General features: G+C 70.1%; 24 protein-coding genes and 2 pseudogenes. 17 read left to right on the plus strand and 9 right to left on the minus strand.

The window, feature by feature from the left end:
• Positions 1 to 47: 47 nt before the first annotated feature.
• From MKK65_RS01610 to MKK65_RS01625, 4 genes are all read left to right on the plus strand, one after another.
• The gene (locus tag MKK65_RS01610; protein ID WP_243954733.1) at positions 48 to 893 is read left to right on the plus strand and encodes a glycosyltransferase family 2 protein; all 846 of its coding nucleotides are present in this window, start codon (positions 48 to 50) and stop codon (positions 891 to 893) included.
• An 8-nt stretch (positions 894 to 901) separates the two neighbouring features.
• Entirely contained in the window at positions 902 to 2,023 is a 1,122-nt protein-coding gene (locus MKK65_RS01615) for a glycosyltransferase (protein WP_243954735.1), read from the plus strand.
• A gap of 257 nt (positions 2,024 to 2,280) precedes the next feature.
• Positions 2,281 to 3,198 carry a glycosyltransferase family 2 protein gene (locus MKK65_RS01620; RefSeq protein ID WP_243954737.1) on the plus strand — a complete coding sequence of 306 codons (918 nt, stop codon included), beginning with the start codon at positions 2,281 to 2,283 and terminating at the stop codon, positions 3,196 to 3,198.
• The gene (locus MKK65_RS01625; protein ID WP_243954739.1) at positions 3,195 to 4,280 is read left to right on the plus strand and encodes a glycosyltransferase; all 1,086 of its coding nucleotides are present in this window, start codon (positions 3,195 to 3,197) and stop codon (positions 4,278 to 4,280) included. Before MKK65_RS01620 ends, MKK65_RS01625 begins: the two co-directional genes overlap by 4 nt.
• 257 nt (positions 4,281 to 4,537) lie before the next feature.
• Here the strand turns inward: MKK65_RS01625 and MKK65_RS01630 are convergent, their stop codons facing one another.
• Positions 4,538 to 4,810 carry an usg protein gene (locus tag MKK65_RS01630; protein WP_243954741.1) on the minus strand — a complete coding sequence of 91 codons (273 nt, stop codon included), beginning with the start codon at positions 4,808 to 4,810 and terminating at the stop codon, positions 4,538 to 4,540.
• Between the two features lie 308 nt (positions 4,811 to 5,118).
• Between MKK65_RS01630 and serA the strand changes: the two genes are divergently transcribed.
• The 3 genes from serA (at position 5,119) to MKK65_RS01645 (ending at position 8,169) form a co-directional block, all read left to right on the plus strand.
• On the plus strand, positions 5,119 to 6,342 hold the full coding sequence (serA, locus tag MKK65_RS01635) for a phosphoglycerate dehydrogenase (RefSeq protein WP_279596447.1): 1,224 nt from the start codon (positions 5,119 to 5,121) through the stop codon (positions 6,340 to 6,342).
• A 214-nt stretch (positions 6,343 to 6,556) separates the two neighbouring features.
• On the plus strand, positions 6,557 to 7,612 hold the full coding sequence (locus MKK65_RS01640) for a catalase family peroxidase (protein WP_243954745.1): 1,056 nt from the start codon (positions 6,557 to 6,559) through the stop codon (positions 7,610 to 7,612).
• Positions 7,609 to 8,169: a cytochrome b gene (locus MKK65_RS01645; protein ID WP_243954747.1), complete on the plus strand. Its 561-nt coding sequence runs from the start codon at positions 7,609 to 7,611 to the stop codon at positions 8,167 to 8,169. The genes MKK65_RS01640 and MKK65_RS01645 overlap by 4 nt, the downstream gene beginning before the upstream one ends.
• A gap of 28 nt (positions 8,170 to 8,197) precedes the next feature.
• Here the strand turns inward: MKK65_RS01645 and MKK65_RS01650 are convergent, their stop codons facing one another.
• Positions 8,198 to 8,575, minus strand: coding sequence for a PH domain-containing protein (locus tag MKK65_RS01650; protein ID WP_243954749.1), 378 nt, complete (start codon positions 8,573 to 8,575; stop codon positions 8,198 to 8,200).
• A gap of 288 nt (positions 8,576 to 8,863) precedes the next feature.
• Between MKK65_RS01650 and MKK65_RS01655 the strand changes: the two genes are divergently transcribed.
• The 7 genes from MKK65_RS01655 (at position 8,864) to MKK65_RS01685 (ending at position 17,187) form a co-directional block, all read left to right on the plus strand.
• Positions 8,864 to 9,667, plus strand: coding sequence for an FTR1 family protein (locus MKK65_RS01655; protein ID WP_058191308.1), 804 nt, complete (start codon positions 8,864 to 8,866; stop codon positions 9,665 to 9,667).
• A 254-nt stretch (positions 9,668 to 9,921) separates the two neighbouring features.
• The gene (locus tag MKK65_RS01660; RefSeq protein WP_243954751.1) at positions 9,922 to 11,136 is read left to right on the plus strand and encodes an ABC transporter substrate-binding protein; all 1,215 of its coding nucleotides are present in this window, start codon (positions 9,922 to 9,924) and stop codon (positions 11,134 to 11,136) included.
• A 51-nt stretch (positions 11,137 to 11,187) separates the two neighbouring features.
• On the plus strand, positions 11,188 to 11,946 hold the full coding sequence (locus MKK65_RS01665) for an SDR family oxidoreductase (RefSeq protein ID WP_243954753.1): 759 nt from the start codon (positions 11,188 to 11,190) through the stop codon (positions 11,944 to 11,946).
• 239 nt (positions 11,947 to 12,185) lie between these two features.
• Entirely contained in the window at positions 12,186 to 13,142 is a 957-nt protein-coding gene (locus MKK65_RS01670) for a GlxA family transcriptional regulator (RefSeq protein WP_243954756.1), read from the plus strand.
• A 150-nt stretch (positions 13,143 to 13,292) separates the two neighbouring features.
• Positions 13,293 to 13,739, plus strand: a complete 447-nt coding sequence (locus MKK65_RS01675; RefSeq protein WP_243954758.1) for a (2Fe-2S)-binding protein — start codon at positions 13,293 to 13,295, stop codon at positions 13,737 to 13,739.
• 10 nt (positions 13,740 to 13,749) lie between these two features.
• Complete coding sequence (locus MKK65_RS01680) at positions 13,750 to 16,005, plus strand: xanthine dehydrogenase family protein molybdopterin-binding subunit (protein ID WP_243954760.1); 2,256 nt, start codon at positions 13,750 to 13,752, stop codon at positions 16,003 to 16,005.
• Between the two features lie 120 nt (positions 16,006 to 16,125).
• Complete coding sequence (locus MKK65_RS01685; protein ID WP_243954762.1) at positions 16,126 to 17,187, plus strand: SLAC1 anion channel family protein; 1,062 nt, start codon at positions 16,126 to 16,128, stop codon at positions 17,185 to 17,187.
• A 27-nt stretch (positions 17,188 to 17,214) separates the two neighbouring features.
• On the opposite strand, the pseudogene MKK65_RS01690 reads toward MKK65_RS01685, so the two are convergent.
• The 3 genes and pseudogenes from MKK65_RS01690 to MKK65_RS01700 form a co-directional block, all read right to left on the minus strand.
• Positions 17,215 to 18,216: pseudogene (locus tag MKK65_RS01690) on the minus strand (4-hydroxyproline epimerase).
• 10 nt (positions 18,217 to 18,226) lie between these two features.
• A complete protein-coding gene (locus tag MKK65_RS01695; RefSeq protein WP_243954764.1) occupies positions 18,227 to 19,483 on the minus strand; it encodes an NAD(P)/FAD-dependent oxidoreductase in 1,257 nt (418 codons plus the stop codon).
• A gap of 444 nt (positions 19,484 to 19,927) precedes the next feature.
• Positions 19,928 to 20,950 carry a glycosyltransferase family 2 protein gene (locus tag MKK65_RS01700; RefSeq protein WP_243954766.1) on the minus strand — a complete coding sequence of 341 codons (1,023 nt, stop codon included), beginning with the start codon at positions 20,948 to 20,950 and terminating at the stop codon, positions 19,928 to 19,930.
• 172 nt (positions 20,951 to 21,122) lie between these two features.
• Here MKK65_RS01700 and MKK65_RS01705 point away from each other — a divergent pair, with 172 nt between their 5' ends.
• Entirely contained in the window at positions 21,123 to 21,314 is a 192-nt protein-coding gene (locus tag MKK65_RS01705) for a hypothetical protein (RefSeq protein WP_243954768.1), read from the plus strand.
• Between the two features lie 11 nt (positions 21,315 to 21,325).
• Here the strand turns inward: MKK65_RS01705 and MKK65_RS01710 are convergent, their stop codons facing one another.
• The 3 genes from MKK65_RS01710 to MKK65_RS01720 all read right to left on the minus strand — a co-directional run bounded on the left by MKK65_RS01710 (position 21,326) and on the right by MKK65_RS01720 (position 23,092).
• A complete protein-coding gene (locus MKK65_RS01710) occupies positions 21,326 to 21,730 on the minus strand; it encodes a lysozyme inhibitor LprI family protein (RefSeq protein ID WP_243954770.1) in 405 nt (134 codons plus the stop codon).
• 19 nt (positions 21,731 to 21,749) lie between these two features.
• On the minus strand, positions 21,750 to 22,217 hold the full coding sequence (locus tag MKK65_RS01715) for a hypothetical protein (protein WP_243954772.1): 468 nt from the start codon (positions 22,215 to 22,217) through the stop codon (positions 21,750 to 21,752).
• Positions 22,218 to 22,906: 689 nt separating this feature from the next.
• Positions 22,907 to 23,092 carry a hypothetical protein gene (locus MKK65_RS01720; protein ID WP_243954774.1) on the minus strand — a complete coding sequence of 62 codons (186 nt, stop codon included), beginning with the start codon at positions 23,090 to 23,092 and terminating at the stop codon, positions 22,907 to 22,909.
• A gap of 463 nt (positions 23,093 to 23,555) precedes the next feature.
• On the opposite strand from MKK65_RS01720, the gene MKK65_RS01725 reads away from it, so the two are divergent.
• Complete coding sequence (locus tag MKK65_RS01725) at positions 23,556 to 23,774, plus strand: hypothetical protein (protein ID WP_243954776.1); 219 nt, start codon at positions 23,556 to 23,558, stop codon at positions 23,772 to 23,774.
• Positions 23,775 to 23,782: 8 nt separating this feature from the next.
• Here MKK65_RS01725 and MKK65_RS01730 read toward each other — a convergent pair whose 3' ends face one another.
• Positions 23,783 to 25,258, minus strand: coding sequence for a protein adenylyltransferase SelO (locus MKK65_RS01730; RefSeq protein WP_243954778.1), 1,476 nt, complete (start codon positions 25,256 to 25,258; stop codon positions 23,783 to 23,785).
• A gap of 466 nt (positions 25,259 to 25,724) precedes the next feature.
• Between MKK65_RS01730 and MKK65_RS31475 the strand changes: the two are divergent.
• Positions 25,725 to 26,198: pseudogene (locus tag MKK65_RS31475) on the plus strand (PAS domain-containing protein); the annotation flags it as partial.
• Between the last annotated feature and the right edge of the window lie 55 nt (positions 26,199 to 26,253).

Genomic DNA, 26,253 nt, shown 5'->3' on the forward strand with positions numbered 1-26,253 from the left:
CTGACATTCGGCCCGCTGGGGTGCGCTCACCGGCGCCTTCGGCAAGCGTGCTCACTCTGGTGCGCGGCCGCGCCGGGTGCCTGCGCAACCTGATGCGCGGCCTCGCCCGCCAGACCGTGCCGCCGCGCGAGCTGGTGATCGCCTGGATGCAGCCCGAGCCGGCTCCCGGCCTGCCCGATCCCGGCTGCCCGGTGCGCCATCTCCATGTCCCGGGTGAGCCGATGCCGCTGGCCGCCGCGCGCAACCGCGCCGCCGAGGCCGCCGCCGGCGACCTTCTGGTCTTCCTCGACGTGGATTGCATCCCGGCCGCCGGCCTGGTCGGCGCCTACGCGGCGGCCGCCTCCGGGGCGGAGGGCCTGTTCCTCGGGGAGGTCCTGTACCTGCCGCCGGAGGCCGGCCCCGACCTCGACGACGCGGCCCTCGACCGCCTCGGCCGCCCCCACCCGGCCCGGCCCCCGGTGCCCGAGACGGGCCTGCGCCTCGAGCCCGATCCCGGCCAGCTCTGGGGCCTGGCCTTCGCGTTGTCCGCCCGAGCCTGGCGCTCGGTCGGCGGCATGGACGAGGATTTTACCGGCTATGGTGGCGAGGAGACCGACTTCGCCGCCCGCCTCGCGGCCACGGGGCTGCCGACCTATTGGGTCGCGAGGGCCCGGGCCTACCACCAGCACCACCCGGTCCATGTCCCGCCGCTGCAGCATTTCGCGCCGATCCTGGCCAACGCCGCGCGCTTCCGAACCCGCCACGGGCGCTGGTGCATGACCTATTGGCTCGGCCAGTTCCGCGCCGCCGGGCTGATCGACTGGGACGACGCCGCCCCGGCGATCCGCGTGATCCGCCCGCCGACCGCCCCGGAGATCGCCGCGTCCCGGCGGCCCGGCGCCCTGTTCTCGTGAAGCAGACCATGAAGAAGCCGATCGCGTTCTTCGTCCACCACCAGGGCCGGGGCCACGCCAACCGCACCATGGCGGTCGCCGCTGAATTCGCCCGCGACCGGCCGGTCTCGGTGCTGACCGCCGGCCCGCACCTGTTCGACGGCTTCGCCCGCGACATCGAGATCGTGCCGCTGCCCGACATGATCGGCGCCGCCGTGCCGACCCCGCGCCTCTACGCCGAGCCGACCCCGCAGGTGATGCATTGCGTGCCGCTGGGGCTCGCCCCGATGCGCCGGACCATGCGGACCATCCTCGACCATCTCGACGACCGCGCGGTCGGCCTGTTCGTGGTCGACGTCTCGGCCGAGATCGCGCTGCTCGCCCGGATCGCCAGCGTGCCGGCGGTGCAGATCCGGATGCACGGCGACCGTTCCGATATCGGCCATGTCGGCGCCTACGAGGCCTGCGTCGGGATGCTGGCACCGTTCGATGCCCGGCTGGAGCAGGCGGATTACCCGGCCTCGCTGCGCGCCAAGACCTTCTACAGCGGCGGCCTGTGCACCAGCCTCGACCGCATCCCCGACCGCACGGAGGCGCGGGCGAAGCTCGGCCTCGACCCGCAGCGCGAGATCGTCGTGGCGGTGACCGGCGGTGGCGGCAGCGGCACCCCCTACGCGCCGCTCACCGTGGCGGCGCGCGCCGAGCCCGACGCCCTGTGGCTGACCCTCGGGCCGACCCACCGGGAGGGGCACGAGACCGACTTCGCCAACCTGCGGGAACTGGGCTGGGTGCCCTCCGTCACCGACTACCTCGCGGCCGCCGACATCGTGATCGCCTCGGCGGGTGACAACACGGTCCACGAGGTCGCCCGGGTCGGCGGCCGCCTGATCGTGATGCCGGAATGGCGCTATTTCGCCGAGCAGACCCGCAAGGCCGAGGCCCTGGTCCGGCTCGGCGCCGCCGTCCAGGCACCCGCCTGGCCAGGCGATCTCCAGGGCTGGCGCGACCTCCTGGCCCGTGCCCGGACGCTCGACGGCGCCGAGCTGCGCGGCCTCTACGCCCTGGACGCCGCCGCACGCGCCGCCGGCTGGCTCGAAGGGCTCACCGACGAACTCTGGCAGGGCGCCGAGGCGCCTGTCGCGCCTCCCTGACCGGCCCCTTGCCCCTACGGCCTGCGCAACGCGCTCTCCTCCCCCTTGCGGGGAGGAGCTGGAGGTGGGGGTGGTTCAGGATGGGGCGTCACGGTGCCTCCTGCACCACCCCCACCCCTGCCCCTCCCCGCAAGGGGGAGGGGAAACGCGTAGTGTTTCATGAACTTGCTTAACCCTTGCCGGGACGCGGCGAGGGCCGATCGAAAACAAAACCCCGTATCGCCCCCGTCCCCCACCAGCCGGAGCCCGACCGTCGCATGTCCACCGTTTCCGTCGTGACCCTGGCCAAGGGCCGGCCGGCGCATCTGCGCAATGTGCTGCGCGGCCTGGAGCGCCAGACGCAGGCGCCCGCCGAGTTCATCGTCGCCGTCATGCAGGACGAGCCCTACGACCTGCCCGAGACGGCGTTCCCGGTCCGCCAGATCCGGGTTCCGGGGCGTGAGCTGCCGCTCGCGGCCGCCCGCAACCGCGGCGTGGACGCGGCGAGCGGCGACGGCATCGTCTTCCTGGATGTCGATTGCATCCCGGCCCCCGACCTCGTGGCCGATTATGCGCGCGGGCTCGGCGAGCTCGACGGCCTGCTGATGGGCGAGGTCCTGCACCTGCCCGAGCGCGCCACCGCGGGCGCCTGGCGCTACGCCGACCTCGCAGCGAGCGCGGAGCGGCATTCCGACCGCCGCGGCCCGCCGGCCTCCGGCATCGAATTGTGCAACGATTACCGCTGCTTCTGGTCGCTCAACTTCGCGATCCGGCGGGACACCTTCCTGGCGCTGGGCGGCTTCGACGAGCGCTACACGGGCTATGGCGGCGAAGACACCGATTTCGGCAAGATCCTCGACCAGAGCGGCACGCCGATCGCCTGGATCAAGGGCGCGCTGGCCTATCACCAGTACCACCCGCACCACATGCCGCCGATCCACCACCTCGACAGCGTCGTGCGCAACGCCGAATTGTTCGAGGCCAAGTGGGGCTACCGGACCATGGGCCACTGGCTCTACGCGTTCCGGGTCATGGGCCTGATCGACGACACGCCCGACCGGCCGATCCGGATCCTGCGCCGGCCCGACGCCGACGACCTCGCGCTCACCGGGCAGCAGAGCCACCAGCCCTACACCAACTCCGCCTCCGTCATCCGGTATCTGGAATCCCGGGTCGGCGCGGCGGCGACCGCGTGAGGATCGCGCTCCTCGCCCATATCCGCCACCCGGTCGCGCCGCCCTTCACGGGGGGCATGGAGGCCCATAGCTGGCACCTCGCCGAGGGTCTGACGGCCCGCGGCCACGACGTGGTGCTGTTCGCCTCCGGCGACAGCGATCCGCGCTTCGCGATCGACGCCGTGGTCCCGGTGCATCACGAGCGCGTCTTCCCGGGTCTCGAGCATCGCGGCGATCCGGGGCTGCGGGCCTACGTCGATGACGGCTACGCCGCTGCCTGCGACCGGATCGCGGCGGGCGGGTTCGACGTGCTGCACAACAACAGCCTGAGCCGGCTGCCCCTGGAGCGGCGGCGGACCGCGCGGGTCCCCACCGTCACCTCCCTGCACGTGCCGCCCTACGACGCCCTGCGCGGCTTCGTGCACGCCAGCCCCGCCCCCGGGCATCGGATCACCGTGACCTCGCAGGCCCAGCTCCGGACCTGGTGGCCGGAGGGCGCGCCGCCGGAGGTGTCGGTGCTCCACAACGGCGTCGACCCCGCGGCCTGGCCGTTCCAAGAGCGCGGCGACGGCTCCGCCGCCTGGTCCGGGCGGCTGGCGGCGATCAAGGGCGCGCACCACGCGATCGCGGCGGCCAGGCTGGCCGGCATCTCGCTGACCCTGTACGGCCCGATCGAGGAGCCGGATTACTGGGCGGAGCGGATCGCCCCGGAACTCGGCGGCCCGATCCGCTACGGCGGCCATCTCGACGGCCGGGCGCTGGCCGCTGAAATCGGCCGCGCCTCGGTGTTCCTGTTCACCCCGTGCTGGGACGAGCCGTTCGGGCTGGTGGCGATCGAGGCGATGGCCTGCGGCCTGCCGGTCGCCGGCTTCGCCAGCGGCGCGGCCCGGGAGATCGTCGGCGAGGCCGGATGCCTCGTGGCGCCCGGGGACGCGGCGGACCTCGCCCGGGCGATCGGCGGGGCGCTCGCCCTGCCGCGCACGGTCCCGCAGGCCCGGGTCCTGCGCCTGTTCAGCCGCGACCGCTGGCTCGACCGCTGCGAGGCGCTCTACGCGCAGGCCTGCGCCGGAGCCGTTCCGGCACGGCCCGTGCGGGTCGGCTGAGCCGCGGCGCTCACCGCGATTCGGAGGCCGCGTCACGGCTGATGATGCCGATCGTCTCGGAGACCGTTTCCGGGGTGCGCGCGACGCGATCGAGCCCGTTTGGGTTCGGGATCCGGCTCGGATGAGACGCGCACGCGCAGCCGGACCGGCGATGCCGAACGGCCGCGGGGATCCTGCGGCCGACCGGGGCGGTCTGGAGATCAACGAGGACGGTGGGGCCGTCCCGTTTGCTGGGTCAGGATCCGTCGCGGCGCCCGTCAGTGGAGCAGGAACTCCCCGGATACCGTGCGCAGGTCAGCCGGTTTGATGAGCTGACGATGCATGACCGTCACCGAATGCACGGGGCCATCCAGCGTGGTCTGCCAGAACGCCAGGAACTTCTTCAGTGCGGGGAGATGGGGAAACAGATCCAGCTGCTGCCAGATGAAGGTTTGGAGCAGATGCGGATAATCGGGGAGATGATAAAGGATTTCCGCCGTCGTCAGGCTGTAGCCATCGATCCAGGAAGGCCGCTTTTTCAAGGTCGCCATCACCCAACTCACACAAGCCGGTTGACCGAAGCCGTAAGCTAACCCGGGCCGTTTGCCGCCTCAAGGAAACGGTTCGCCCAATCCTCGTTTCGACAGAGGCCTCTGACGTTCCGAGCCGCCACGACGCTGGCCCGTGCACGAACTGGGCCGCACGATCTTGCCCGATTGGATCAATCGATGGCCGTCATGATGTTCGAACTAGTATAACGCCGTCTCTGTTTATTCTTGACGATCGAAAAAGGTTGCCGGCGGGGCCATGCGCCGGGAACGTGATAATCTGTGCCCTCCCATCCACAGAGGTGCCGGCTTTGCCCACGGATCGTATCGTCCTGACCGAGAATATCGCGTCCACAGCCCGTCAGGTCTTCGCGGAGGCGGGCCTCGACGATGTCCAGCTGCTGTCGCACGCCATCGGCTTGCCCGACGCGCCGCGCATCGCCGACACCAACGTGCTCGGGATCCGCTCGCGGACCACGATCACCGCCACGCTTCTCGACGCGCTGCCCAAGCTGACCGCCATCGGCTGCTTCAGCGTCGGCACCAACCAGGTCGATCTCGCGGCCGCCCGGGCGCGCGGGGTGCCGGTCTTCAACGCGCCGTTCTCCAACACGCGCAGCGTCGCCGAGCTCACGATCGGCGAGATCGTGATGCTGCTCCGGCGCATCCTGCCGCGTTCGGCTTCCGCGCATGCGGGCGGCTGGGACAAGTCGGCCGCGGGATCCTTCGAGGTCCGCGGCAAGACGCTCGGGATCGTCGGCTACGGCAATATCGGCTCGCAGCTGTCCAATCTCGCCGAGGCGATGGGCATGCGGGTCATCTTCCACGATCTGACCGACAAGCTGCGGCACGGGAACACCGAGCCCGTGGAGAGCCTGGACAGCCTGCTGGCGGCCAGCGACGTCGTCAGCCTACACGTCCCCGAGACGCCCGCGACCCACGGGCTGATGAGTGCGGAGCGCATCCGGGCGATGAAGCCCGGCGCCTACCTGATCAACAACAGCCGCGGGACGGTGGTGGATCTGGAGGCTCTGGCGCAGGCGTTGCAGGACGGGCGCCTGGGCGGCGCGGCGATCGACGTCTTCCCGGTCGAGCCGACATCCAACGCGGAGCGCTTCGTGTCGCCGCTTCAGGGGCTCCCCAACGTCATCCTCACCCCGCATATCGGCGGGTCCACCGAGGAGGCGCAGGACCGCATCGGCGCGGAGGTCGCCCGCAAGCTGGTCGATTATGCGCAGACCGGCTCCACCCTCGGCGCCGTCAACTTTCCGCAGGTGCAGCTGCCGCCGCGCCTGTCCGGGGCACGCTTCCTCCACGTGCACCGGAACGTGCCGGGCGTCCTGGGTCAGATCAACGCGATCTTCTCCAGCCGCACGCTCAACATCGATGCGCAGTACCTGCAGACCGACGGGGATTTCGGCTACGTCGTGGTGGACGCGTCGGTGCAGCTGCCGGAGGCGGACACAGTCCTCCAGGCGCTTCGGAGCATCGACGGCACCGTGCGTGCGCGGCACCTCGCGCAGCGGGCCGGGTGAGCGGCGCGGGCGAAAACCCGTCTTTTTGGCGAACACGATCCGTATTCGGCGGCGCGCCGAGGCTTTGCTTTCCTGAATTCAAAATTTCTGGCAGCCTACGAGGCCTCGAACGCGGGGAGATTCGGTCTCGCCGACGGCCGAAACCGGGATCGCTCGTCGCCGCGTCTCCGCTGTCCGCGGCCGGTGCCGGGCGATGTCCAAGGGAGACCCGCGCATGCCGCTTCCTCCGTCGGGGCCGCGCTCGACCCTGGCCTCGCTCGCCCTCATCGCCGCGATTTGCGCCGGCGCGACTGGCGCGCTCGCCTACACCGCGGGCTGGCTCTCGCCGGACCGCCTGACGCCGACGAAGCTCGTCGACGCCCTCGCGCCGCCGAACGGGCCGGTTCCCGGGTACCGGCGCAACCACGCCAAGGGGATCTGCTTCACGGGCGTGTTCGAGGCCAACGGCAACGGTGCCGCGCTCTCGCGGGCCCGGGCCTTCGCGACCGGGCGCCATCCCGCCCTGGGGCGGTTCAACCTCAGCACCCCCGATCCCGGCGCGCCGGACGCCACCGTCCGGGTGCGGGGCCTCAGCCTGCAGATCACCGCGGAGGACGGCGCGGTGTGGCGCACCGCCATGATCAACGCGCCGGTTTTCCCGGTCTCCAGCCCGGAGGCCTTCTACGCCCTGCTGCGGGTGCCCGCGAGCAAGGCGCCGAACGCGATGGCGGCCTTCGTCGCCGCGCATCCGGAATTCGCCCCGTTCGGCGCCTGGGCCAAGAGCCCCGACTGGACCGCGAGCTACGCGCAGGAGCCCTACAACAGCCTCAACGCCTTCCTGTTCACCAACGCGTCCGGCGCCGAGCAGGCGGTGCGCTGGTCGTTCCGTCCGCAGGCGCAGGCCGAGCGGATCACGCCCGGGGACCTCGCCAAACGGGGCGAGGCCTATCTGGAGCGGGAGATCACCGAGCGGGTCGCGGCCGCGCCGCAGCGCTGGAGCCTGATCCTCACCGTCGCCGAGCCCGGCGACCCGACCGCGGATCCGAGCCGCGCCTGGCCGGAGGGACGGCGCAGCGTCGAGGCCGGCATCCTGGTGGTCGAGCGCATCGAGCCCGAGGCGGACGGCCCGTGCCGCGACGTCAACTTCGACCCGACGATCCTGCCGGACGGCATCCGGGTCTCCGACGACCCGTTCCCGGCGGCGCGCTCGGCGGCCTACGCGCGATCCTACGATCTGCGCACCGCGGAGGCGAAGGACTATCCCAGGTCCGCAGCGGAGGCGCCACGATGACAGCCGACGGGAAGCGCTTCACCGGCGTCCAAAGGTTCCTGCACTGGTCGATGGCGGCGTGCATCATCGCGATGTTCTTCATCGGGGTCGGCATGGTCTCGACGATCATGCCGAAATACGTGCCGCTGCTGGCGACCCATAAGACGCTGGGCGTGGCGATCTTCGTCCTCGCCCTCGTCCGCCTGGCGGTGCGGGCGCGAAGCGGGACGCCGCCCCTGCCGGCGGACCTCCCCGCCCCGATGAAGCTCGCCGCACACCTGTCCCATTACGGGCTCTACGGGCTCATGGTCGCGATGCCGCTGCTCGGCTGGGCGATGCTGTCGGCCGGCGCCTACCCGGTCGTGCTCTACGGCGACATCCGTCTGCCCGCGATCCTACCGCAGAACGCCGCCCTCCATACGCTGCTCTGGAACGCGCATTCCTACCTCGCCTTCGCGTTCTTCGCGCTGGTCCTGACCCATGTCGCGGCGGCGCTGTTCCACGCCCTGGTGCGCCGGGACGGTGTGTTCGCGGCGATGGCCCCCGTCGGATCGCGGAGCGGCGCGGCGCCCCGATGAGCTGGCGTCCATCGTTCGGGGCCAGGCTCTAGCGCAGCACGCCCTCCGCCAGGGCGCGCTGGATGCCGCGCACGTCGGCGCCCTTCTTCAGGGTGCGCTCGATCGGTTGCGGCGTGCCCGAAACCCAGATCTTGAGCTCGGCATCGAGGTCGAAGGTGCCGGCCGTCTCCACCGAGAAGCGGACGATCGCCCGGTAGGGAATCGAGGTGAACGCGACCTTGCTGCCGGTGACGCCCTGCACGTCGATCAGGATGATCCGGCGTTCCGTGAAGACGAACACGTCGCGGATGATCTTGAACGCCAGGCGCGCCGTCTCGCCATCGATCAGGATGCCGGCAAGCCGCCGCTCGAGCGATGCGGCATCGACCTCGGTGCCGTGGCCCAGCAATCCGTCCAAGAGTCCCATGCCCACCGCTCGCCGTCGCCCGCTTCGGGCGGCAGCATGCCGACCGGGCTCCGCTTCGGCAACCGGACCGGCGCTGCCGTCAAGCGGCGGGGGCATATCCGGCGAGGAAACCAGGTCGGCGCGCAGGACTGCGGGGCGCCCGCACCGATCGGCCAGGGCATGGCCGCCCACGGACATCATGGTCCGGATCACATTGGATTGTTTCAAATTCCAATGAGCAGTCCCGGGCATTGAGATCGATCCCGAACAGTTGTTCACTGCAGATCGACGAGTCGCAGGGGATTTTTCATGACCGATGGGTCGACGTTCATTCAGGCTTTCACGATCCTGTTCCGGGAAGGTCTTGAGGCCTTGTTGGTGGTTGCTGCGCTCGCTGCCCTTTTACGGCGCGCCGACGCGGCCCACCGGATCATGCCCATCTATCTCGGCGCAGGCACTGCCGTTCTCGCCAGTCTCGCCATGGCGTGGGTGTTCGAAGCTTATTTCGACGGCAATCACAACGACCTGATCGAAGCCGGGGTCATGCTGCTGGCCGCCGGACTTATGTTCTACATGAGCGGCTGGCTGTTCCTGCGGCAGGATCCCAAATCCTGGCAGGCGGAACTCAACCGGTTGGCCGGCCGGGCGCTTGGGACGGGCACCATCCTGTCTCTAGCCGGCATCGCCTTCCTGGCGGTGTTTCGGGAGGGGGCGGAGACGGTGCTGTTCCTGCATGCCCTGGCCAGGACCGCCGGCGGCTGGGACGGGGCGCTGCTCAGCGGCCTCGGCGCGGCCGCGCTGGCCCTCGTGGCCCTGTATGGGGCGATGCAATGGCTGGCGCTGCGCTTGCCGCTGCGGCCCATCTTCGTCCTGACCTCGGCCTTCCTGTTCGTGATGGGGCTGAGGCTCGTCGGGGCCGCGATCCAGGAGTTCCAGGAGCAGGCGCTGGTCTCGGTGCACGATGACGGCGTGCCGGCTGCCGTCGGCGATCTCGGCTTCAACGGCAGCTGGGAGGCCCTGAGCATACAGGGCGTCCTCGTCCTGATCGCTGTCGCCGGCCTGCTGGTTCTGCGAAGCCGTCGAACCGAACTGAAAGCTGTCACGAGCAGCTGAGGGTCGATCCGATCCGCACCGACGGTGACCCGATGGAGTTGGCCCGTGGGTTCGAGCCGGCAGGACAGGTCAGCCGCCCTGCTCGGCATCCCGCCTGGGGCGGCGGGCGGCCCATGGCGCGTTGCTTTGCGTGAAAGTCGCCGGGCAGATGTGCCGTTTACAGGTCTCGATCCGCGCGATCAGTCTTGACGCTGGGTTGTATGCCGTGCCCTCGTGACATCCATAACAAAGATTCACCGCGGGGGAATCGTGTCATGGCGCTGGTCCGCAACTGCGTCGTCTCCGCTGCGATCGTTTACGCTGCCACGATCGGGGCGGCTGCGGCCCAGTCGATCAACGTGAAGGTCGGCGTCCTCAACGACATGTCCGGAGTCTATTCCGATACCGGCGGGCCGGGTTCGGTCGTCGCCGCCCAGCTTGCGATCGAGGACTTCGCCAAGATCCACCCGGATGTGCGGGTTGAGGTGGTGTCCGCCGACCACCAGAACAAACCCGATGTCGGCGCCGCGATCGCCCGCCAATGGTACGACCGCGAGGGCGTCGACGCGATTCTCGACGTGCCGACTTCCTCGGTGGCGCTCGCGGTGAGCCAGGTTACGCGCGACAAGAACAAGATCTTCATCGATTCCGGCGCCGGCACCACAGACCTGACCGGCAAGGCCTGCTCGCCCAACACGATCCAGTGGACCTACGACACCTATGCCCTGGCGCATGGGACGGCCGGTGCACTGCTCAAGCGCGGGGGCACGACCTGGTATTTCCTGACCGCCGACTATGCGTTCGGAATCTCGCTGCAGAACGAGGCCAGTGCGGTGGTCGAGACGGGCGGGGGCCGCGTCCTCGGTGCCGCCAAAGTGCCCTTTCCCGCCACGGATTTCTCCTCGTTCCTGCTCCAGGCGCAGGCTTCGCAGGCGAAGGTCATCGGGCTCGCCAATGCGGGCGGCGACACCATCAACGCCGTCAAGCAGGCGCATGAGTTCGGCCTCACCGAAAGCGGGCAGACGCTCGCCGCCCTGCTCGTCTACGCCGTCGACGTCCATTCGCTCGGCCTGCAGACGGCCCGCGGCCTGGTGCTCACCGAGGCGTTCTACTGGGATCTCAACCCGGGCACGCGCGCCTTCTCGGAACGCTTCGCGCGACGCCACAGCGGCAGCATGCCGACGATGAACCAAGCTGGCGTCTATGCCGGGTTGCTCCACTACCTCAAGGCGGTCGCCGCGACGCGATCGAAGGACGCGCAGACGACGATGGCCTGGATGAAGGCCAACCCGACGGACGACCCGCTGTTCGGCCGGGGCTCGGTGCGGGCCGATGGCCGGAAGCTGCACCCGATGTATCTGTTCGAGGTCAAGGCACCCGCAGAATCGAAGGGCGAGTGGGATCTGTACAAGCTCCTCGACACCATACCCGCCGAGCAGGCGTTCCGCCCCCTCACCGACGGCGGCTGTCCGTTGATCGGCAAGGGATAGTGGGGGTCGCAGCCTGCCCCGCATGCAGGAGAGTCGAGAGGGAGCCGCCACATGCTGCGCGATATCGAGGGGCAGGTCGCCTGGGTGACCGGGGCCGGATCCGGCATCGGCCAGGCCGCATCGGTGGCCCTCGCGCGGGCCGGGGTTCGGCTGGCGCTCACCGGACGCGGGCACGACGCTCTGGAACGGACTGCGGACCGCGTTCGCGCGGCGGGCGGTGAGGCCCTGGTGGTTCCAGCCGACACGAGTCAGGCCGACGCCGTCCAGCGCGCCTGGGATGCGGTCCACACGGCCTATCGGCGGTGCGACATCCTGGTGAACGCCGCAGGTCTCAATGTGCGCGAGCGGAGCTGGCGGGAGATCTCGCCGGCCGCCATCGATGCCGTGATCGGCGTGGATCTGAACGGCCCGTTCTATACCTCCCGGGCCGTGCTGCCGACGATGCGGGCGCAGCACGGCGGTCTGATCATCCAGGTCTCCTCGTGGGCCGGACGCTACGTCTCGAAGCTGACGGGACCAGCCTATTCCGCAGCCAAGCACGGTCTCATGGCCCTCTCCGAAAGCCTGAACCAGGAGGAATGCGGACACGGCATCCGCTCCTGCTGCATCTGCCCGGGCGAGGTCGCCACCCCCATCCTCGACAAGCGGCCCGTGCCTGTCACCGCGGAGGACAAAGGACGCATGCTGCAATCGGAGGATCTCGCCGAGACGATCCTGTTCGTCACGCGACTTCCCTCGACCGTTTGCGTCAACGAGATCCTGATCAGTCCGACTTGGAACCGCGGCTATCTGGAAGGCATCAAGCTCTGAGGCGGTTGGAACCGAACCTCGGCCCGTCCTCCGCGCCGCCGGGGCACTCGATCCGCACGCTCCCTAAGCAAGTGTCGCCCCGCACCCCGTCATGCACCCTGTCTGCGCGGCGGATGATCCGTATCCGGTCGGGAAACCGCACCGCGCATCGCAGGATGTGCTGTGGCGGTTCGCGTCGATCCGAAGGAATGCTAAGACAACCATCGATATCGGGCCGGAGCGGAGCGGAGCGGCTATCCATGGCAACGGCCCGTCGCATCGGCCTCGTCCTCTGCCCCGATTTCGATTTCATGGGCCTGGCCGTGACCTCGCCGTTCGAGATGGCGAATTGGTACGCCGGCGAGCGGCTCTATGACGTCCGCCTCCAGTCGGAACAGGGCGGCTGGCTCCGGGCCGGCCTGGGTGCCGCCGTCGCCACCGAGCCGCTGGCCGAGCCGGAGGCCTTCGACACGATCCTGGTCGCGGCCGGCGTCGGCATCCCGACGACGGCGCCAGGACTCGCCGCCTATGTCCGTGCCGCCGCGCAATCGACGCGCCGGCTCGCCGGCCTGTGCCTGGGGGCCTTCATCCTGGCCGATGCCGGCCTGCTCGACGGGCGGCGCGCCACGACCCACTGGTACTTCGCGTCCCAGTTCCGCGCGCGCTATCCCAGCTGCAAGCTCGACGTTGACAAGATCTACATCGCCGACGACAACATCTGGACCTCCGCAGGCATGTCGGCGGCCATCGATCTCGCGGTCGGCATGGTCGAGCGCGACCACGGCCGGGATCTCGCCACCGCGGTGGCCCGCGGGTTGGTCATGGAGCGGCGCCGGTCCGGCGGCCAGGCGCAGCGCTCCGCCCTCCTGGAGGTCGACCCGCCCGCCGATCGGATCCAGAGCGTTCTGGCCTATGCGCGCCACAACCTGCGCAAGCCCCTGACCGCCGAGGACCTGGCGGCGGTGGCCTGCCTGAGCCCGCGGCAACTGACGCGGCTGTTCCGGGCCGAGACCGGGACCTCGCCGGCCAAGGCCGTCGAGACGATCCGGGTCGAGGCGGCCAAGCTGATGCTGGAGGAGAGCCGGCTGCCCCTGGAGGCGATCGCCCAGGAGGTCGGCTTCGCCAACCGCGAGCGGATGCGCCGGTCGTTCCTCCGGGTCTACGGCGCGGTCCCCCGGCGGATCCGCCAAGCCGCGGGGCCCCTCGCCGTCATGTGAGGCGGCGCGACGCTGCCGCGCCCAGGCCCGGCGTCCGTGCCCGGCGCCCATGCCCCGTGTCCGAAAACGTGGCCTTTATGGCGTAGGCGGCTGTCATGGTCGTGCGTAAGCATGGCGCGGGGAATTGCCGATATTCGGACGGACACAATCATGGTGAACCTGACGATCAACGGTCGCCAGCATGCAATCGATGCCGAGCCCGATACGCCATTACTGTTTGTGCTGCGCGATACGCTCGGCCTGACCGGCACCAAGTACGGGTGCGGCATCGGCCAATGCGGCGCCTGCACGGTGCTGCTCGACGGCCAGGCGACGCGTTCCTGCCAGGTCCCGATCGAGAGCGTCGGTACGCAGCCGGTCGCGACGATCGAGGCGGTCGAGCAGGGCGCGATCGGCCGGAAGGTCGTCGCGGCCTGGGTGGCGCTGCAGGTGCCCCAATGCGGCTATTGCCAGTCGGGCCAGGTCATGGCGGCGACCGCCCTGCTGCAGCAGACGCCGCGCCCCACCGATGCCGACATCGCCGACGCGATGACCAACCTGTGCCGCTGCGGGACCTACAACGCCATCGCCGCCGCCGTGCGGCAGGCTGCAGCCTGAGGAGACCGGCATGGACCCGCTTCTCGCACCGGCCCGCGCGGACGCCGTGACCGTGGTCGAACCCCCCGGGGCGTCGCGGCGCGGCTTCCTCGCGGCCGCCGGCAGCGCCCTGGTGCTCAGCGTGGCCCTCCCGGGCCGCAGTGCCCGCGCCCAGGCGCAGGGGCCCGCGGAGGGGGCGGGCGCGATCGCGCCCAAGCCCGGCACCCGGGTCGCCGCCTTCCTGGAGATCCACCCGGACGGCACCGTCAAGCTGCTCAGCCCGTTCGTCGAAGGCGGCCAGGGCATCGCCACCGGCATGGCGCAGATCGTCGGCGAGGAGCTCGACGTGCCGCCCGCGCGCTTCGACGTGGAATGCGCGCCGCCGGGCCCCGACTACGCCGTGGTGAACGGCCTGCGCATGACCGGCGGCAGCTTCTCGACCCGGTCGAGCTACGCGGTCATGCGCCGGCTCGGCGCGACCGCCCGCGACATGCTGATCCGCGCCGCCGCGGCCCGGCTCAAGGTGCAGGAAGCCGAGCTCACCACCCGCGACGGGGTCGTGATCCACGCGGCGACCGACCGGTCGCTGCCCTACGGCGACTTGGCGGCCGACGCCCTGCTGCTGAAACCGAACGAAGCCGTGCCGCTGCGCGACCCGGCGACCTTCCGGTATATCCGCCAGCCGGTCCCGCGGCTCGACGTGCACGACAAGGCGACGGGACGGGCGGTCTACGCGATCGACCAGAAGCTCGACGGCATGCTGTACGCGGCCGTGCAGCACGCGCCGCATCTCGGCACCGAGCCGGAGGCGCTCGCCAACGCGGCCGAGATCCAGGCGATGCCGGGCGTCCATTCGGTGCACCGCCTGCCGGGCGCCGTCGCGGTCGCGGCCGACAGCTGGTGGCGGGCCCGCAAGGCGGTCGAGGCGCTCGGCGTGCGCTGGTCGGCGCCCAAGCCCAGCGGCCTCGACACGGTGGCGGCCGATTTCTCGTCCGACGGGATGGTGGCGGCTCTCAAGGCCGCCACCGATCCGGGCCTCGCGGCCGAGGCGGTGGGGGACACCGAAGACGCCTTCGCCAAGGCCGCCAAGGTCATTGAGGCCGAATACGAGGCGCCCTATCTGGCCCACGCCCAGCTCGAGCCGCCCTCGGCGCTGGCGCACTTTGCCGAGGACGGCACGCTGGACCTCTGGCTGCCGAACCAGATGCCCGAGCTGTTCCAGGCCCTGTCCGCCCAGGTGGCGGGGCTGCAGCCGGCGCAGGTGCGGATCCACTCGCCGATGCTCGGCGGCTTCTTCGGCCGCCACTTCGCCTACGGACCCGGCAACCCGTTCCCACAGGCGATCCGCCTCGCGCAGGCGACCCGCCGCCCTGTGAAGGTGATCTGGTCGCGCGAGGAGGAGTTCCGGTCCGACGCCCTGCGTCCGCTCAGCTACAGCCGCTTCCGTGCCGCCCTCGACGCCCGGGGGCGCCCCAGCGCCATCGAGGTCCGCACCGTCGGCGAGGGGCCGATCGGGCGCTATTTCGGCGCGCTGTTCAAGAACCCGATCGATTCGTCCGCCGTGGAGGGGATCGTCGAGAAGCCCTACGCCATCCCGAACCGGCGGATGACCTTCACCAAGCTCGCCCATCCGGTGACGATCGCGTTCTGGCGCTCCGTCGGCCACTCGATGAACGACGCGTTCTACGAGAGCTTCCTCGACGAGATCGCCCAAGGGGGCGGCCAGGACCCGTTCGCCCTGCGCCGGGCACTCCTGAAGGACAGCCCGCGCCACCTGGCGCTGCTGGCGGCGGTGGCGGAGATGTCCGGCGGCTGGCGGCGCGGGCCCTATCCGGCCGAGGGCGGAACGCGGGCTCGGGGTCTGGCCATGGCCTCGCCGTTCGGGTCGGAGACGGCCACGATCGCCGAAGTCTCGGTCGCGGGCGGCGAGGCCCGGGTCCACACCCTGTGGATCGCGTTCGATCCCGGCAGCGTGGTCAACCCGGCGATCGTGCGGGCGCAGGTCGAGTCGGCCGCCGCCCTGGGCCTCTCCTCGGTGCTGTTCGAGCAGATCGTCTACCGTGACGGGGTGCGCCAGTCGCAGAACTTCGACACCTATCCGATCCTGCGCCGGGAGCACATGCCGGCGGTGCACGTGCGCATCGTCGAGAGCGGCGCCCCGATGGGCGGCGTCGGCGAGCCGGGCCTGCCCGGTGTGCCGCCCGCCGTGCTGAACGCCATCGCGGCCCTGACCGGCCAGCGCATCCGCGCGCTGCCGATCGCCAACACCAAGCTCTCCGCGGCCTGACGGCGGCGGTTTGCGGGACCGTCCGAGCGCTCGGGCGGGGAGGGGGGCACGCGCCATCTTGCGCGCCTCCGTGACGGCCGGCACCCGACGGGGTGGCCGGCCTGGAAAAGGAGTCAGCCGATGCTGGATGTGGTCGACCGGACCGAGCGGATCGCGGATCCGTCCGAGGCCGCCCTGACCGCACACAAGGCCGCCGAGGCGCCGCCGACCATCCCGGCGGGTTGGCGGCAGCTCGAAGTGCTGCCGGTCGGCCTGTTCGCCGCGGTGATGGGCCTGACCGGCCTCAGCGTCGCCTGGAGCCTGGCCCAGGCCCGCTACGCCGCGCCGGCCTGGATCGCCGACGTCCTGGGCTGGGCGGCGCTCGCTGCCTTCGTGGCGATCGCGGCGGGCTACGCCGCGAAGGCCGCCATCGCCCCGCAGGCGGTGCGTGCCGAGTTTGTCCATCCGATCGCCGGCAACCTGTTCGGGACGCCCCTGATCAGCCTGCTGCTGCTGCCCATCCCGCTGGCGCGGGCCAACCTCCTCGTCGCGCAGGTCGTCTGGGTCCTGGGCGCCGTCGGCATGACCGTGTTCGCCTGGCTGATCGTGACCCGCTGGCTGAGCGAGCGCCAGCAGGCGGCGCATGCGACGCCGGCCTGGATCGTCCCGGTGGTCGGCCTGCTCGACGTGCCGCTCGCCTTGCCGGGGCTGGGCCTGCCGCCGATGCACGCGGTCATGATGTTCGGGCTCGCCGTCGGCCTGTTCTTCGCGGTGCCGCTATTCACGCTGATCCTGTCGCGGCTGCTGTTCGAGGCGCCGCTCCCGGTGGCGCTGCAGCCGGCTTTGCTGATCCTGATCGCGCCGTTCGCGGTCGGGTTCTCGACCTACGTGGCGACAACCGGGACCATCGACCTGTTCGCGGAGGCGCTCTACGCGCTCACGCTGTTCCTGCTGGCGGTGCTGCTGCCCAAGCTCGCACGCCTCGTCCAGGCCTGCCCGTTCCGGGTCGCCTGGTGGGCGGTGAGCTTCCCCCTCGCCGCCGCGGCGGTCGCGTCCCTGCGCATCGCGACGGCGATGCCGGGCGCGCTCGCCGACGGCACCGCCCTGGCGCTCCTCGCCTTGGCGACGCTGGTGATCCTGTGGCTGCTCGGCCGGACCCTGTTCGGGCTCGCCCGCGGGGAGTTGCGCACCCTGACCCAGTGAGGGCGGGGCACGCCTTCACGTCACAGGCTACGCCACCACGAAGCCGTGGGCGAACGGGTCGCGGTCGTCGATGAAGATCGTGTTGATCCCGGTCTGGCGCGCCCAGCCGGCCACCGAGGGCACGATCGCGGGCTTGCCGGCCACCGTGGTCGCGGCCTCGACCCGGCCGTGGAACAGCGAGCCGATGATCGATTCGTGCACGAAATCGTCGCCGACGGAGAGTTTGCCCTTGGCGGCGAGCTGCGCCATCCGGGCCGAGGTGCCGGTGCCGCAGGGCGAGCGGTCGATCGCCTTGTCGCCGTAGAACACGGCGTTGCGGGCCTGGGCCTCGGGGTGACGCGGCGCGCCGGTCCAGAGGATGTGGGACAGGCCCCGGATCTCCGGATGCTCCGGGTGGACGAAGTCGTATTGGGCGTTGAGCGCCGCCCGCAGGCGCTGCGACAAGGCGATGAGCGCGCCGGCGGAATGGTCGGCCATGTCCCGGAAGTTCTTCTGCGGCTCGACGATCGCGTAGAAGTTGCCGCCATAGGCGACATCCACCACGATCTCGCCGAAGCCCTCGACCTGCGCGGTCAGCCCCTCGGCATGGAGGAAACCCGGCACGTTGCGCAGCCGCACCTCCTCCACGAAGCGGCCCTCCTGCCGGTAGGTGACATCCACCTTGCCGGCCGGCGCGTCGATGGCGAGCTTGCCCGGTTCGCGCGGGGTGACCAGGCCGTTCTCGATCGCCATGGTGACCGTGCCGATCGTCCCGTGGCCGCACATCGGCAGGCAGCCGCTGGTCTCGATGAACAGCACCGCCACGTCGCAATCGGGCCGGGTCGGCGGATACAGGATCGCGCCCGACATCATGTCGTGGCCGCGCGGCTCGAACATCAGCCCGGTGCGGATCCAGTCGAAGGCGCGCAGGAAATGGGCGCGCTTCTCCAGCATGGTCTAGCCTTCGAGGATCGGGCCGCCGCCCGAGACCAGGCGGACCGGGTTTCCGCAGGTATGGCCGTCGAAGCAGGAAAAGGTGTGGTTCGCCATCGTGGAAGCCCTATCGGAAGCGCTGGGGCGAGAACGGTGCGAGATCGATCGCCGGCGCCGCGCCGGTGACGAGGTCGGCGACGAGGCGGGCCGTGCCCGCCGACTGGGTCAGCCCGAGATGGCCGTGCCCGAAGGCGTAGACGACCCGGCGGGTGGCCGCGGCATGGCCGATCGCCGGCAGGGAATCGGGTAGCGACGGGCGGAAGCCCATCCAGGGGCGCCCACCCTCGATGTCCAGGCCCGGCAGGAAGCCCTGCGCCTTGCGCAGCATCGCCTCCGAGCGCCGGAAATCCGGCGGCCGGTCGAGGCCGCCGAGTTCCACCGCGCCGCCGACCCGGATGCCGGACGACAGGCGGGTCACCACGAAGCCGTGGCCGCCGAAGGTGATCTGGGTGCGCAGGTCGAAGGCGCCCTCGAGCAGGGTCGTGTTGTAGCCGCGCTCGGTCTCCAGCGGGATCCGCTCGCCGAGGCTGCGGATGATCCGATGCGAGAAGGCCCCGGCCGCGACGACGACCTGCGCGGCCTGCCGGGTCCCGCCTTGCGTCACGAGGGCGACGCCGTCCTCCGTGGGCCGGAGCGCCGTTACGGCGGCGCGCTCGATCGTGCCGCCTTCGGCCCGGAAACGATCGGCCAGGGCGAGCCCGTATGCCTTCGGATCGGCGATCGAGAACCAGCCGGGGGTGAACGTCCCGTGCGTGAACCGCGGCGACAGGCCGGGCTGGAGTGCCGCCATGCCGGCGGCGTCGAGATGCGTGACGGCGATGCCGTGATCGGCCCGCACCCGCCAGCCGGGCAGGGCGGCCTCGAACTCGGCCTGCCCCTCGTAGACCTGGAGATTGCCGTCCTTGCGCAGCATCGCCCGGGTGCCCGTGGCCGCGAGGAACGGCTCCAACGCGTCCCGTGACAGGTTCATGAGCGCGGCCTGGGCCGCCGTCGCCCGGCGGACCCGCTCGGGCGCGCAGGCCCGCCAGAAGCGCAGCATCCAGGGCAGGATCCGCGGGGCGTAGGCCGGCGGCACCGAGAGCGGCCCGAGCGGGTCGAGCAGCCAGCGCGGCGCCTTCCTGAGGATCCCGGGCGAGGCCAGCGGCAGGATGTCGGTGAAGGCGAAGGCCCCGGCATTGCCGGCGCTGGCCCCGGCCACCGGGCCCTCGCGGTCCAGCACCGTGACGGACAGGCCGCGGGTGCGCAGCGCGAGCGCGGCGGACAGGCCGATGATTCCCGCGCCGACGACGACCACGTCGCGCGCCTCGAATGCGGAGGAGCCCATCCTAGCGTGCCGCCGGGAACCGGGGCCCGCCACAGGATCGTCCGACGCCGCGCCATTCGTCCCTCGGCGCGATCCCGGCCCCGACCGTCCGAGAAAAGATCCTTCGCGCGTCCAGCATGCCGATCATCGTACCTCCGAATGATCGGCATGCATATTCCAGGCCGCGCGCAGGTATCGCAAGGTCGATCTCCATCCGGAGACGCCGCATGTCGCGGCCCGCATCCAAGCATGGTTCGATCCCGGCGGCAAAGCCGCCCGGGAAAGACTGTCGCATGCCCGCTCGATGCTCGGATGCGATGTGCGCTATCCTTGCGATGCGGCGAGATTCCCGGCTCGCGATGCGTCGCTAACGGCCCGTGGACCATCCGCTTTCCCGGCGCTGCCGCGGGCTGACAAGCGTCCGGAGGCCGGCCCCGTCGGGGCGGACAGGGGGGCAATCCGCTGTCAGCTGGATCGGGCCATGCCCAGAGTCCGGATCTTCGTCAGCATCGGGCGCCAGTTCCGGGTCAGGCGCACTTCCAGGATCGAGCGGACCGTGCGGACCGGGAGGACGATGCTCGCCAGCAGGAACAGGACGACCGATACGCGCCGTGCCGGCCCGTACCAGCCCGGAAAGGCATTCACGGTGCGAAGGATGCTGGTCCAGCGGATGCGTTTGAGGTCCAGAATATCGCAATAGTTGCTGTAGCGCAGGTAGACGTACATATCGGTCGGATTGCCGATCGCGCCGGAGACGCCCTGGTCGCTCAGCGCCTCCTTCAGGTGGGAAACCCGGTCGGCGAACCGTTTCTGGTGCCGTCGGAGGAGGGAGGGGGTCGGCAGCCGGTCGGTTCCGGACTTGTTCTTGCCGTGCACACGATAGCGGCCCAGCGGCTCGGCCAGGCTGATGATGTCGCCGTAGAACGGCGCGGCCAGCAGCATGACGCCATCGACCGCCGAATCGTAATGCGCCGTCTCAAGCAGCGCGCACAGATCCCTGTGGAAGACATTGCCCGAGGTCGGCGGCGAGATGTAGGTGCCGGCCTTCTCGACGGATTCGGCGAAGGAGGCGCGGTCGCGGGCATCCGCGAGCTTCGGGAACGTCGATCCCAGTTCGGTCCCGGTGGCGTCGATCCGAAGAAGCGGGAACTGGATCTTCGCGACGTTCGCGTCGAGATGACGAATGATCGTCTGTATCGAACCCGGTACGAGTTCATCATCTGCATCGAGGAACAATATAAATGGCGCGGATGTCTTGGAGGCGCCGTATCGGCAGGCGCTGACTTGTCCGCCGTTCTGTTTCCGGAAGGCACGGACGTTGAATTTCTGGATCACCTCCCACGAGCGGTCCGTCGATCCGTCGTCGACGACGATGACGTCGCACTGCGACGTATCCTGGGAGAGAACGCTCTCGATCGAATGCCGAACGTAATCCTCGTAATTATAGCAGTTTATTATGATTGCAAGTTTTGCTCCGCCGCATTCCATTGTGCTTGCCCGTGTCAATATCGTTCAGTGCGTTAAAACTGAATCTGCATATATGTAGAGGATTGTTATTATCTATGATTATAACTCTCCCGTAAATGCCTCGGCGGTTGAATAAAGTCGGGATTAAAATCAGATCAGTTGCCGTTACGCCGGCTCGTGCATCCGAGCCGGTTTGGCCCGGCCTCCGCGTCTCGAACAAAGTCACCGCGCCCGCCGGGCCGGCGCGCCAGCGCGGTGCGGGGCTGGCCGGGGCCGAAGCCTGCGCGTCAGCCGGTTCGTCGAGCCGGTGGCGGACACGTTCTTCCTGCTCGGCCTCATGGGCATCACCGGCGTGGCGTTCCTGTTCGCCGACGAGGTAATCTGACGCCCTGCGGCTCACGGCGTGCAGGCGAGGTCGCCCCCCGGGCATGTGATCTGTGCGATCAGGTCCTGGATGCGCTGGCGGGTCAGCTGCGTCTTGCAGGTTCCGACGAGCAGCGGCGCGATCGTACCGTTGGCCTCCGGCGTGGTGGCGTCGTAGCCGGTGCGCAGGTTGCATTCGAGGTCGCGGAAGGCGATCCAGGCCCGCTGGGCGGCCACAAGATTGTGCCGGCCGTTGCTGTCGAGCTTGTCGCGCAGAGCCGTGTACCGCCGGTTCAGCTCGGCATCGGCCGGGGCGAAATTGTTGGCCGCACAGATATTGGCCTCGGTCTGGTTGGGCGCCTGGGTGCAATCCGCCTCCGCGGCGGAGACGGCGACCGGAACGCCCACCAGGAGACCGAGGACGGCAGGGCGCAGCATCTCAGGCTCCGTGAGTGGGCTACGGCTCGTCGGCCACCGGAAGATCGTGCCGGTCGCGGAAAGCGTAGAAGCCACCCTCGGCGTCGTACAGGACGTCGAAGCCATTGAGCAGGCGCAGCCCCGTATTCGCGAATGGAAGCGGGCGGGTGGTGCTGAGGACGATGCGCCCGGGCGCCAGGGGGGAGTTGGCCTCGCCGCTCGCGATCGCGTAGCCGGCCGCGTCGCCGAACCGGAAGCTCAGGCGCGTTCCAGGCAGGAGCGCGCCATGCCCGTCGAGGCTGCCGGCGACCTGCTCGGGCGGGAGCGTCAGGAACATGCCGGTCACGCCGGTATCGATCAGCGCCCGCCCGCAGGTTCCCGGTGCCCGGTCGTTCACCGTGATGCAGACCGGAACGCCGAGCCAGTCCCCGGCGACCCGCGGATGCGGATCGAGCTTCACGAAGCGGAAGCGCCCCCGCGTGTTGGCGCGCGTCAGCCCGATATGCACGCCCCCGCCGTGTCACCACGTAGCCGCGATGCACCGCGCCGGGGCCGGGCGGCTCGGCATGGAGCAGCGGATTGGTGTCCGGCGTGCTCTCAGCCTGGCTGTCGTCCTCGCGCCCGAAGCCGATGCCCATCATGGCGACGTGGCCCGGGGCGTCCTCTTGCGTGCAGTTGCGGGCCTTGGCGGTGCAGTCGATGCGCTCGACCGCGAGAACCGGGATCGGCAGCGTCGGGACGCTGGCGCCGTCACCGCCCCACAGGGTCACCGGCACTGTCACCCAGCGGCCGATCATGATTCGCCCGGAACTCGAATAGGTCAGGCGTCCGGGGCGGCCCGGCAGGGTCTCGACATGCGGGATGCGGGCTGCCGACACGACGATGCCGGTCGAACCGGTATCCACCAGCACCGGACGGGGCTCGCCGCCAAAGGACAGGCCGAGGCGCGGGGATTGCGTCATCGCCGAGCCGGGCCTCGGTGCGTTGAGGAACGACAGGAAGAGGCCCCGCCGGTCGTTCTGGTAGCTCGGGCGCTCTGCGGCCGCGGCGGCGGGGGGGCAGGCCGATCAGCCCGGCACCGAGCAGCATGGTCCGGGTAAGGTGGCGTGGTTTGGCCGGTTTTGTGGTGGCGCAACGCATCGTCGGACTCGGGATCGACCCCGGGAGGATATCATCCGGCACGACCCGAGCCGAGTATCAGGGCCCGGGATCCGCGTGTTCCTGCAATCCTCCCAGCAGAGCCAGGATGCGTCCCAGCAGCGCCCGAGCATGAAGCGCGACACCACCACCGGTCCGTTCGGCAGCCTGGTTCGCACACGCCTCGTAGGCTGCGCGTAGGGCGGCAAGCTGGCGCGCGCGCAGCACGGGATCGTCGGAGCCCATGGGCGACCTCCCCGACAGGCTGGTGTCTGCGGTGCGTCCCCGCGGACATGCCTCCTCAACCACCCTTAGTCGGGGAGTTGGAAAACCGTGTTTGAACGGTCCCTACGACCTTTAGTGCCGGAACACCTGGACATGCGCCGCAGGCTCCCCGACCGCGCGGTCAAGGATACAAGTGCCCTCGCGGTCGGCACCAAACCGTCAAACAAGAGGTTTCCACGCCCCAGAGCGGCACGTACCGCCCCGGGCAGGCGGTTAGCCCATTCTAGGAAGCAAATCCAGGCCGACGCCAGCGCCGAGCCGAGATCGTCTGGGGATAGTCCGGAAACGTACGGATGGCCGGTCAGTGAATAAATTGCCGGAATTTGTGTTAAAAACCATTAACCCTGACGCGGTAGGCCGCTGAACAAGCCTGGCACCTCCGACTTATGCTTTCGTGCATCACGGCGTCTGAGGTGCAATCACGATGAACTCTTATTCGATCTTTCTTCGCGACCGCGCGCAGGCCCACGAAGACCATCCGCAGCTTCTGGCCTACGAGATCCCGGATCAGCTCGCGGCGCAGACATTGGTCTCGGGGATCGCCGCCTCTTACCGGGAGCACGGCTTCAATCCGGCCACACGGGTGCACTGGTTTCGGGACGGCGACAGCATCCACGAGATCTACGCGTGGCCGCACCCGTGACGGCCGGCTCAGGTGCCGCAGAACGTCCGGTAGCCAACGCCGCCACCCTCGGGCGCCTCGGCATAGCGAGCCATGGCGGGCTGGTCGTCGTAAGGGCGGGACAGCACCATCAGGAGTTCCTCGAACGGCGCGAAGTCGTCGCGCTCCACCGCCGCCGCGATCATCGCCTCGACGCGATGGTTGCGCGGAATGAAGGCCGGATTGACCCGTCGCATCGCGGCTTCCGTCGCGGCGGAATCGCGGGCCTCCTGGGCGAGGCGCGGGCGCCAGCTTTGGGCCCAGGCATCGTAGGCGGTCGGATCGACGAACAGGTCGCGGACGGCTGCGTCGGCTTCTGGGTGCGCAGACGCGGCGCATAGGGCCCGGAAGGTGCGGGTGAAGTCGGCTTGGTTCTCGGCCATCCGCTTCAGGAGGTCGCCCGCCAGCGCCGGGTCTCCATCCCGGACCTCGGTCAGGCCGAGCTTGGCGTTGAGGCCCGCGTGGTAGGCGGTCTCGAAGCGTGGCCCGTAGCCGGCGAGCGCCGCCTCGGCCTCGGCGACCGCCTCGGTCTCGTCGGCGGCCAGCAACGGCAGCAGGGTCTCGGCGAGGCGCGTCAGGTTCCACAGTGCGATGCGCGGCTGCTCGCCGTAGGCGTAGCGTCCGTGCTGGTCGATGGAGCTGAAGACCGTCCGGGGATCGTAGACGTCCAGGAAGGCGCAGGGGCCGTAATCGATCGTCTCGCCGGCGACCGACATGTTGTCGGTGTTCATCACCCCGTGGACGAACCCGACCAGCAGCCAACGCGCCACCAGCGCGGACTGGCGGGCGACGACGCCTTCGAGCAGTGCCCGGTAGGGCTTCTCCACGCCGACCGCCTCGGGATAGTGACGGGCGATCACGTGATCGGCGAGCGCCCGCAGGCCCTCGACATCGCCCCGGACGGCGAAGAACTGGAAGGTGCCGACTCGGATATGGCTCGACGCCACGCGGGCCAGCACGGCGCCGGGCAGAAGGGTTTCGCGCACCACCGGCTCGCCCGTCGTGACGGCGGCCAGCGCCCGGGTGGTCGGGATGCCGAGGGCTGCCATGGCCTCGCTGACGAGGTACTCGCGGAGCACCGGCCCGAGCGCGGCGCGGCCGTCTCCCCGCCGGGAGAACGGCGTCGGGCCGGATCCTTTGAGCTGGATGTCGCGGCGCTGTCCCGTCCGGTCGATGACCTCGCCGAGCAGGATCGCCCGACCATCGCCGAGTTGCGGGACGAATTGGCCGAACTGGTGCCCGGCATAGGCCGCCGCCAGCGGGGTCGCCCCCGCGGGAACCTGGTTTCCAGCCAGCGCCGCCACCCCATCCGGGCCGGCGAGCCAGTCCGGATCGAGGCCGAGGCTCTCGGCGAGCGACCGGTTCAGCCGGATCAGGCGGGGCGCTGCCACGGGCGTGGGCGCGCGCGGGGCGTAGAAACGCTCCGGCAGGCGGGCATAGCTGTTGTCGAAGGGGATCGGGCTCATCGACGGCATCTATGAACGCGCTCGGCGGCCAGCAAGCGCGGCTGCCGCTGATCGAAGACGGTTCAGGCCGCGCGGCGTTCCACCGGGTGCCATCAGGCCCGCGCAGTCATGGCACCGAACATCCGGCCGGTTTTGCGACCGAACGGCCGGCGCGCGCGTTCGCTCCAGGCATCCGGCGGTCTGCACCCCGTCCGGCCCCGTCGATCCGCACTGTGGCAGGCAGGTCTCAGAATGGCTCTTCTGGACGAAAACATCCGGGTACGGCCGACCGCATGCTTGTAAGACTTGTCCTCACGGGCGATGCCGCTGCCATGGCTCTGCGCGGACCCGTATCGATCTTGCCGAGGCCCGTATCGCGGGCGGTGCTGCACGGCCGCAAGACCCGCGACCGGGTGCACGCGGTCGATCGTCAGCCCTGTCTGGCCCCGCAGGGGGCCTTCGTGCGGTCACGCGAGCCGGGCAAGCCATGAGGGCCGCGGCGGCAATCCTCCCCGGGGGCGGCGAGCTCGGCGCGATCGTCCGGGCTTATGACTGGGCGACCACGCCGCTCGGCCCGATCACCGGCTGGTCTCAGAGCCTGCGCTCCGCCGTCAGCACCGTGCTGCTGTCGCCGGTGCCGATCGTGCTGCTCTGGGGGCCGGACGGCATCATGATCTACAACGATGCCTACTCGGCCTTTGCGGGCGGGCGGCACCCGCAACTGCTCGGCTCGAAGGTCCGCGAGGGCTGGCCAGAGGTGGCCGATTTCAACGACAACGTCATGCGGGTGGGGCTCGCCGGCGGCACGTTGTCCTACAAGGACCAGGAACTCACCCTGCACCGCTACGGCCGGCCCGAGCAGGTCTGGATGAACCTCGATTACTCGCCGGTGCTCGACGAGTCCGGGCAGCCGGCCGGAGTCATCGCGGTCGTGGTCGAGACTACCGAGCGGGTGCTGGCCGAGCAGCAACTGAAGGCGAGCCAGGCGCTCGCGCAGCTCTATGCCGACCGCATCC

It is taken from the genome of Methylobacterium sp. J-001, from assembly GCF_022829565.1.
GTDB lineage: Bacteria > Pseudomonadota > Alphaproteobacteria > Rhizobiales > Beijerinckiaceae > Methylobacterium.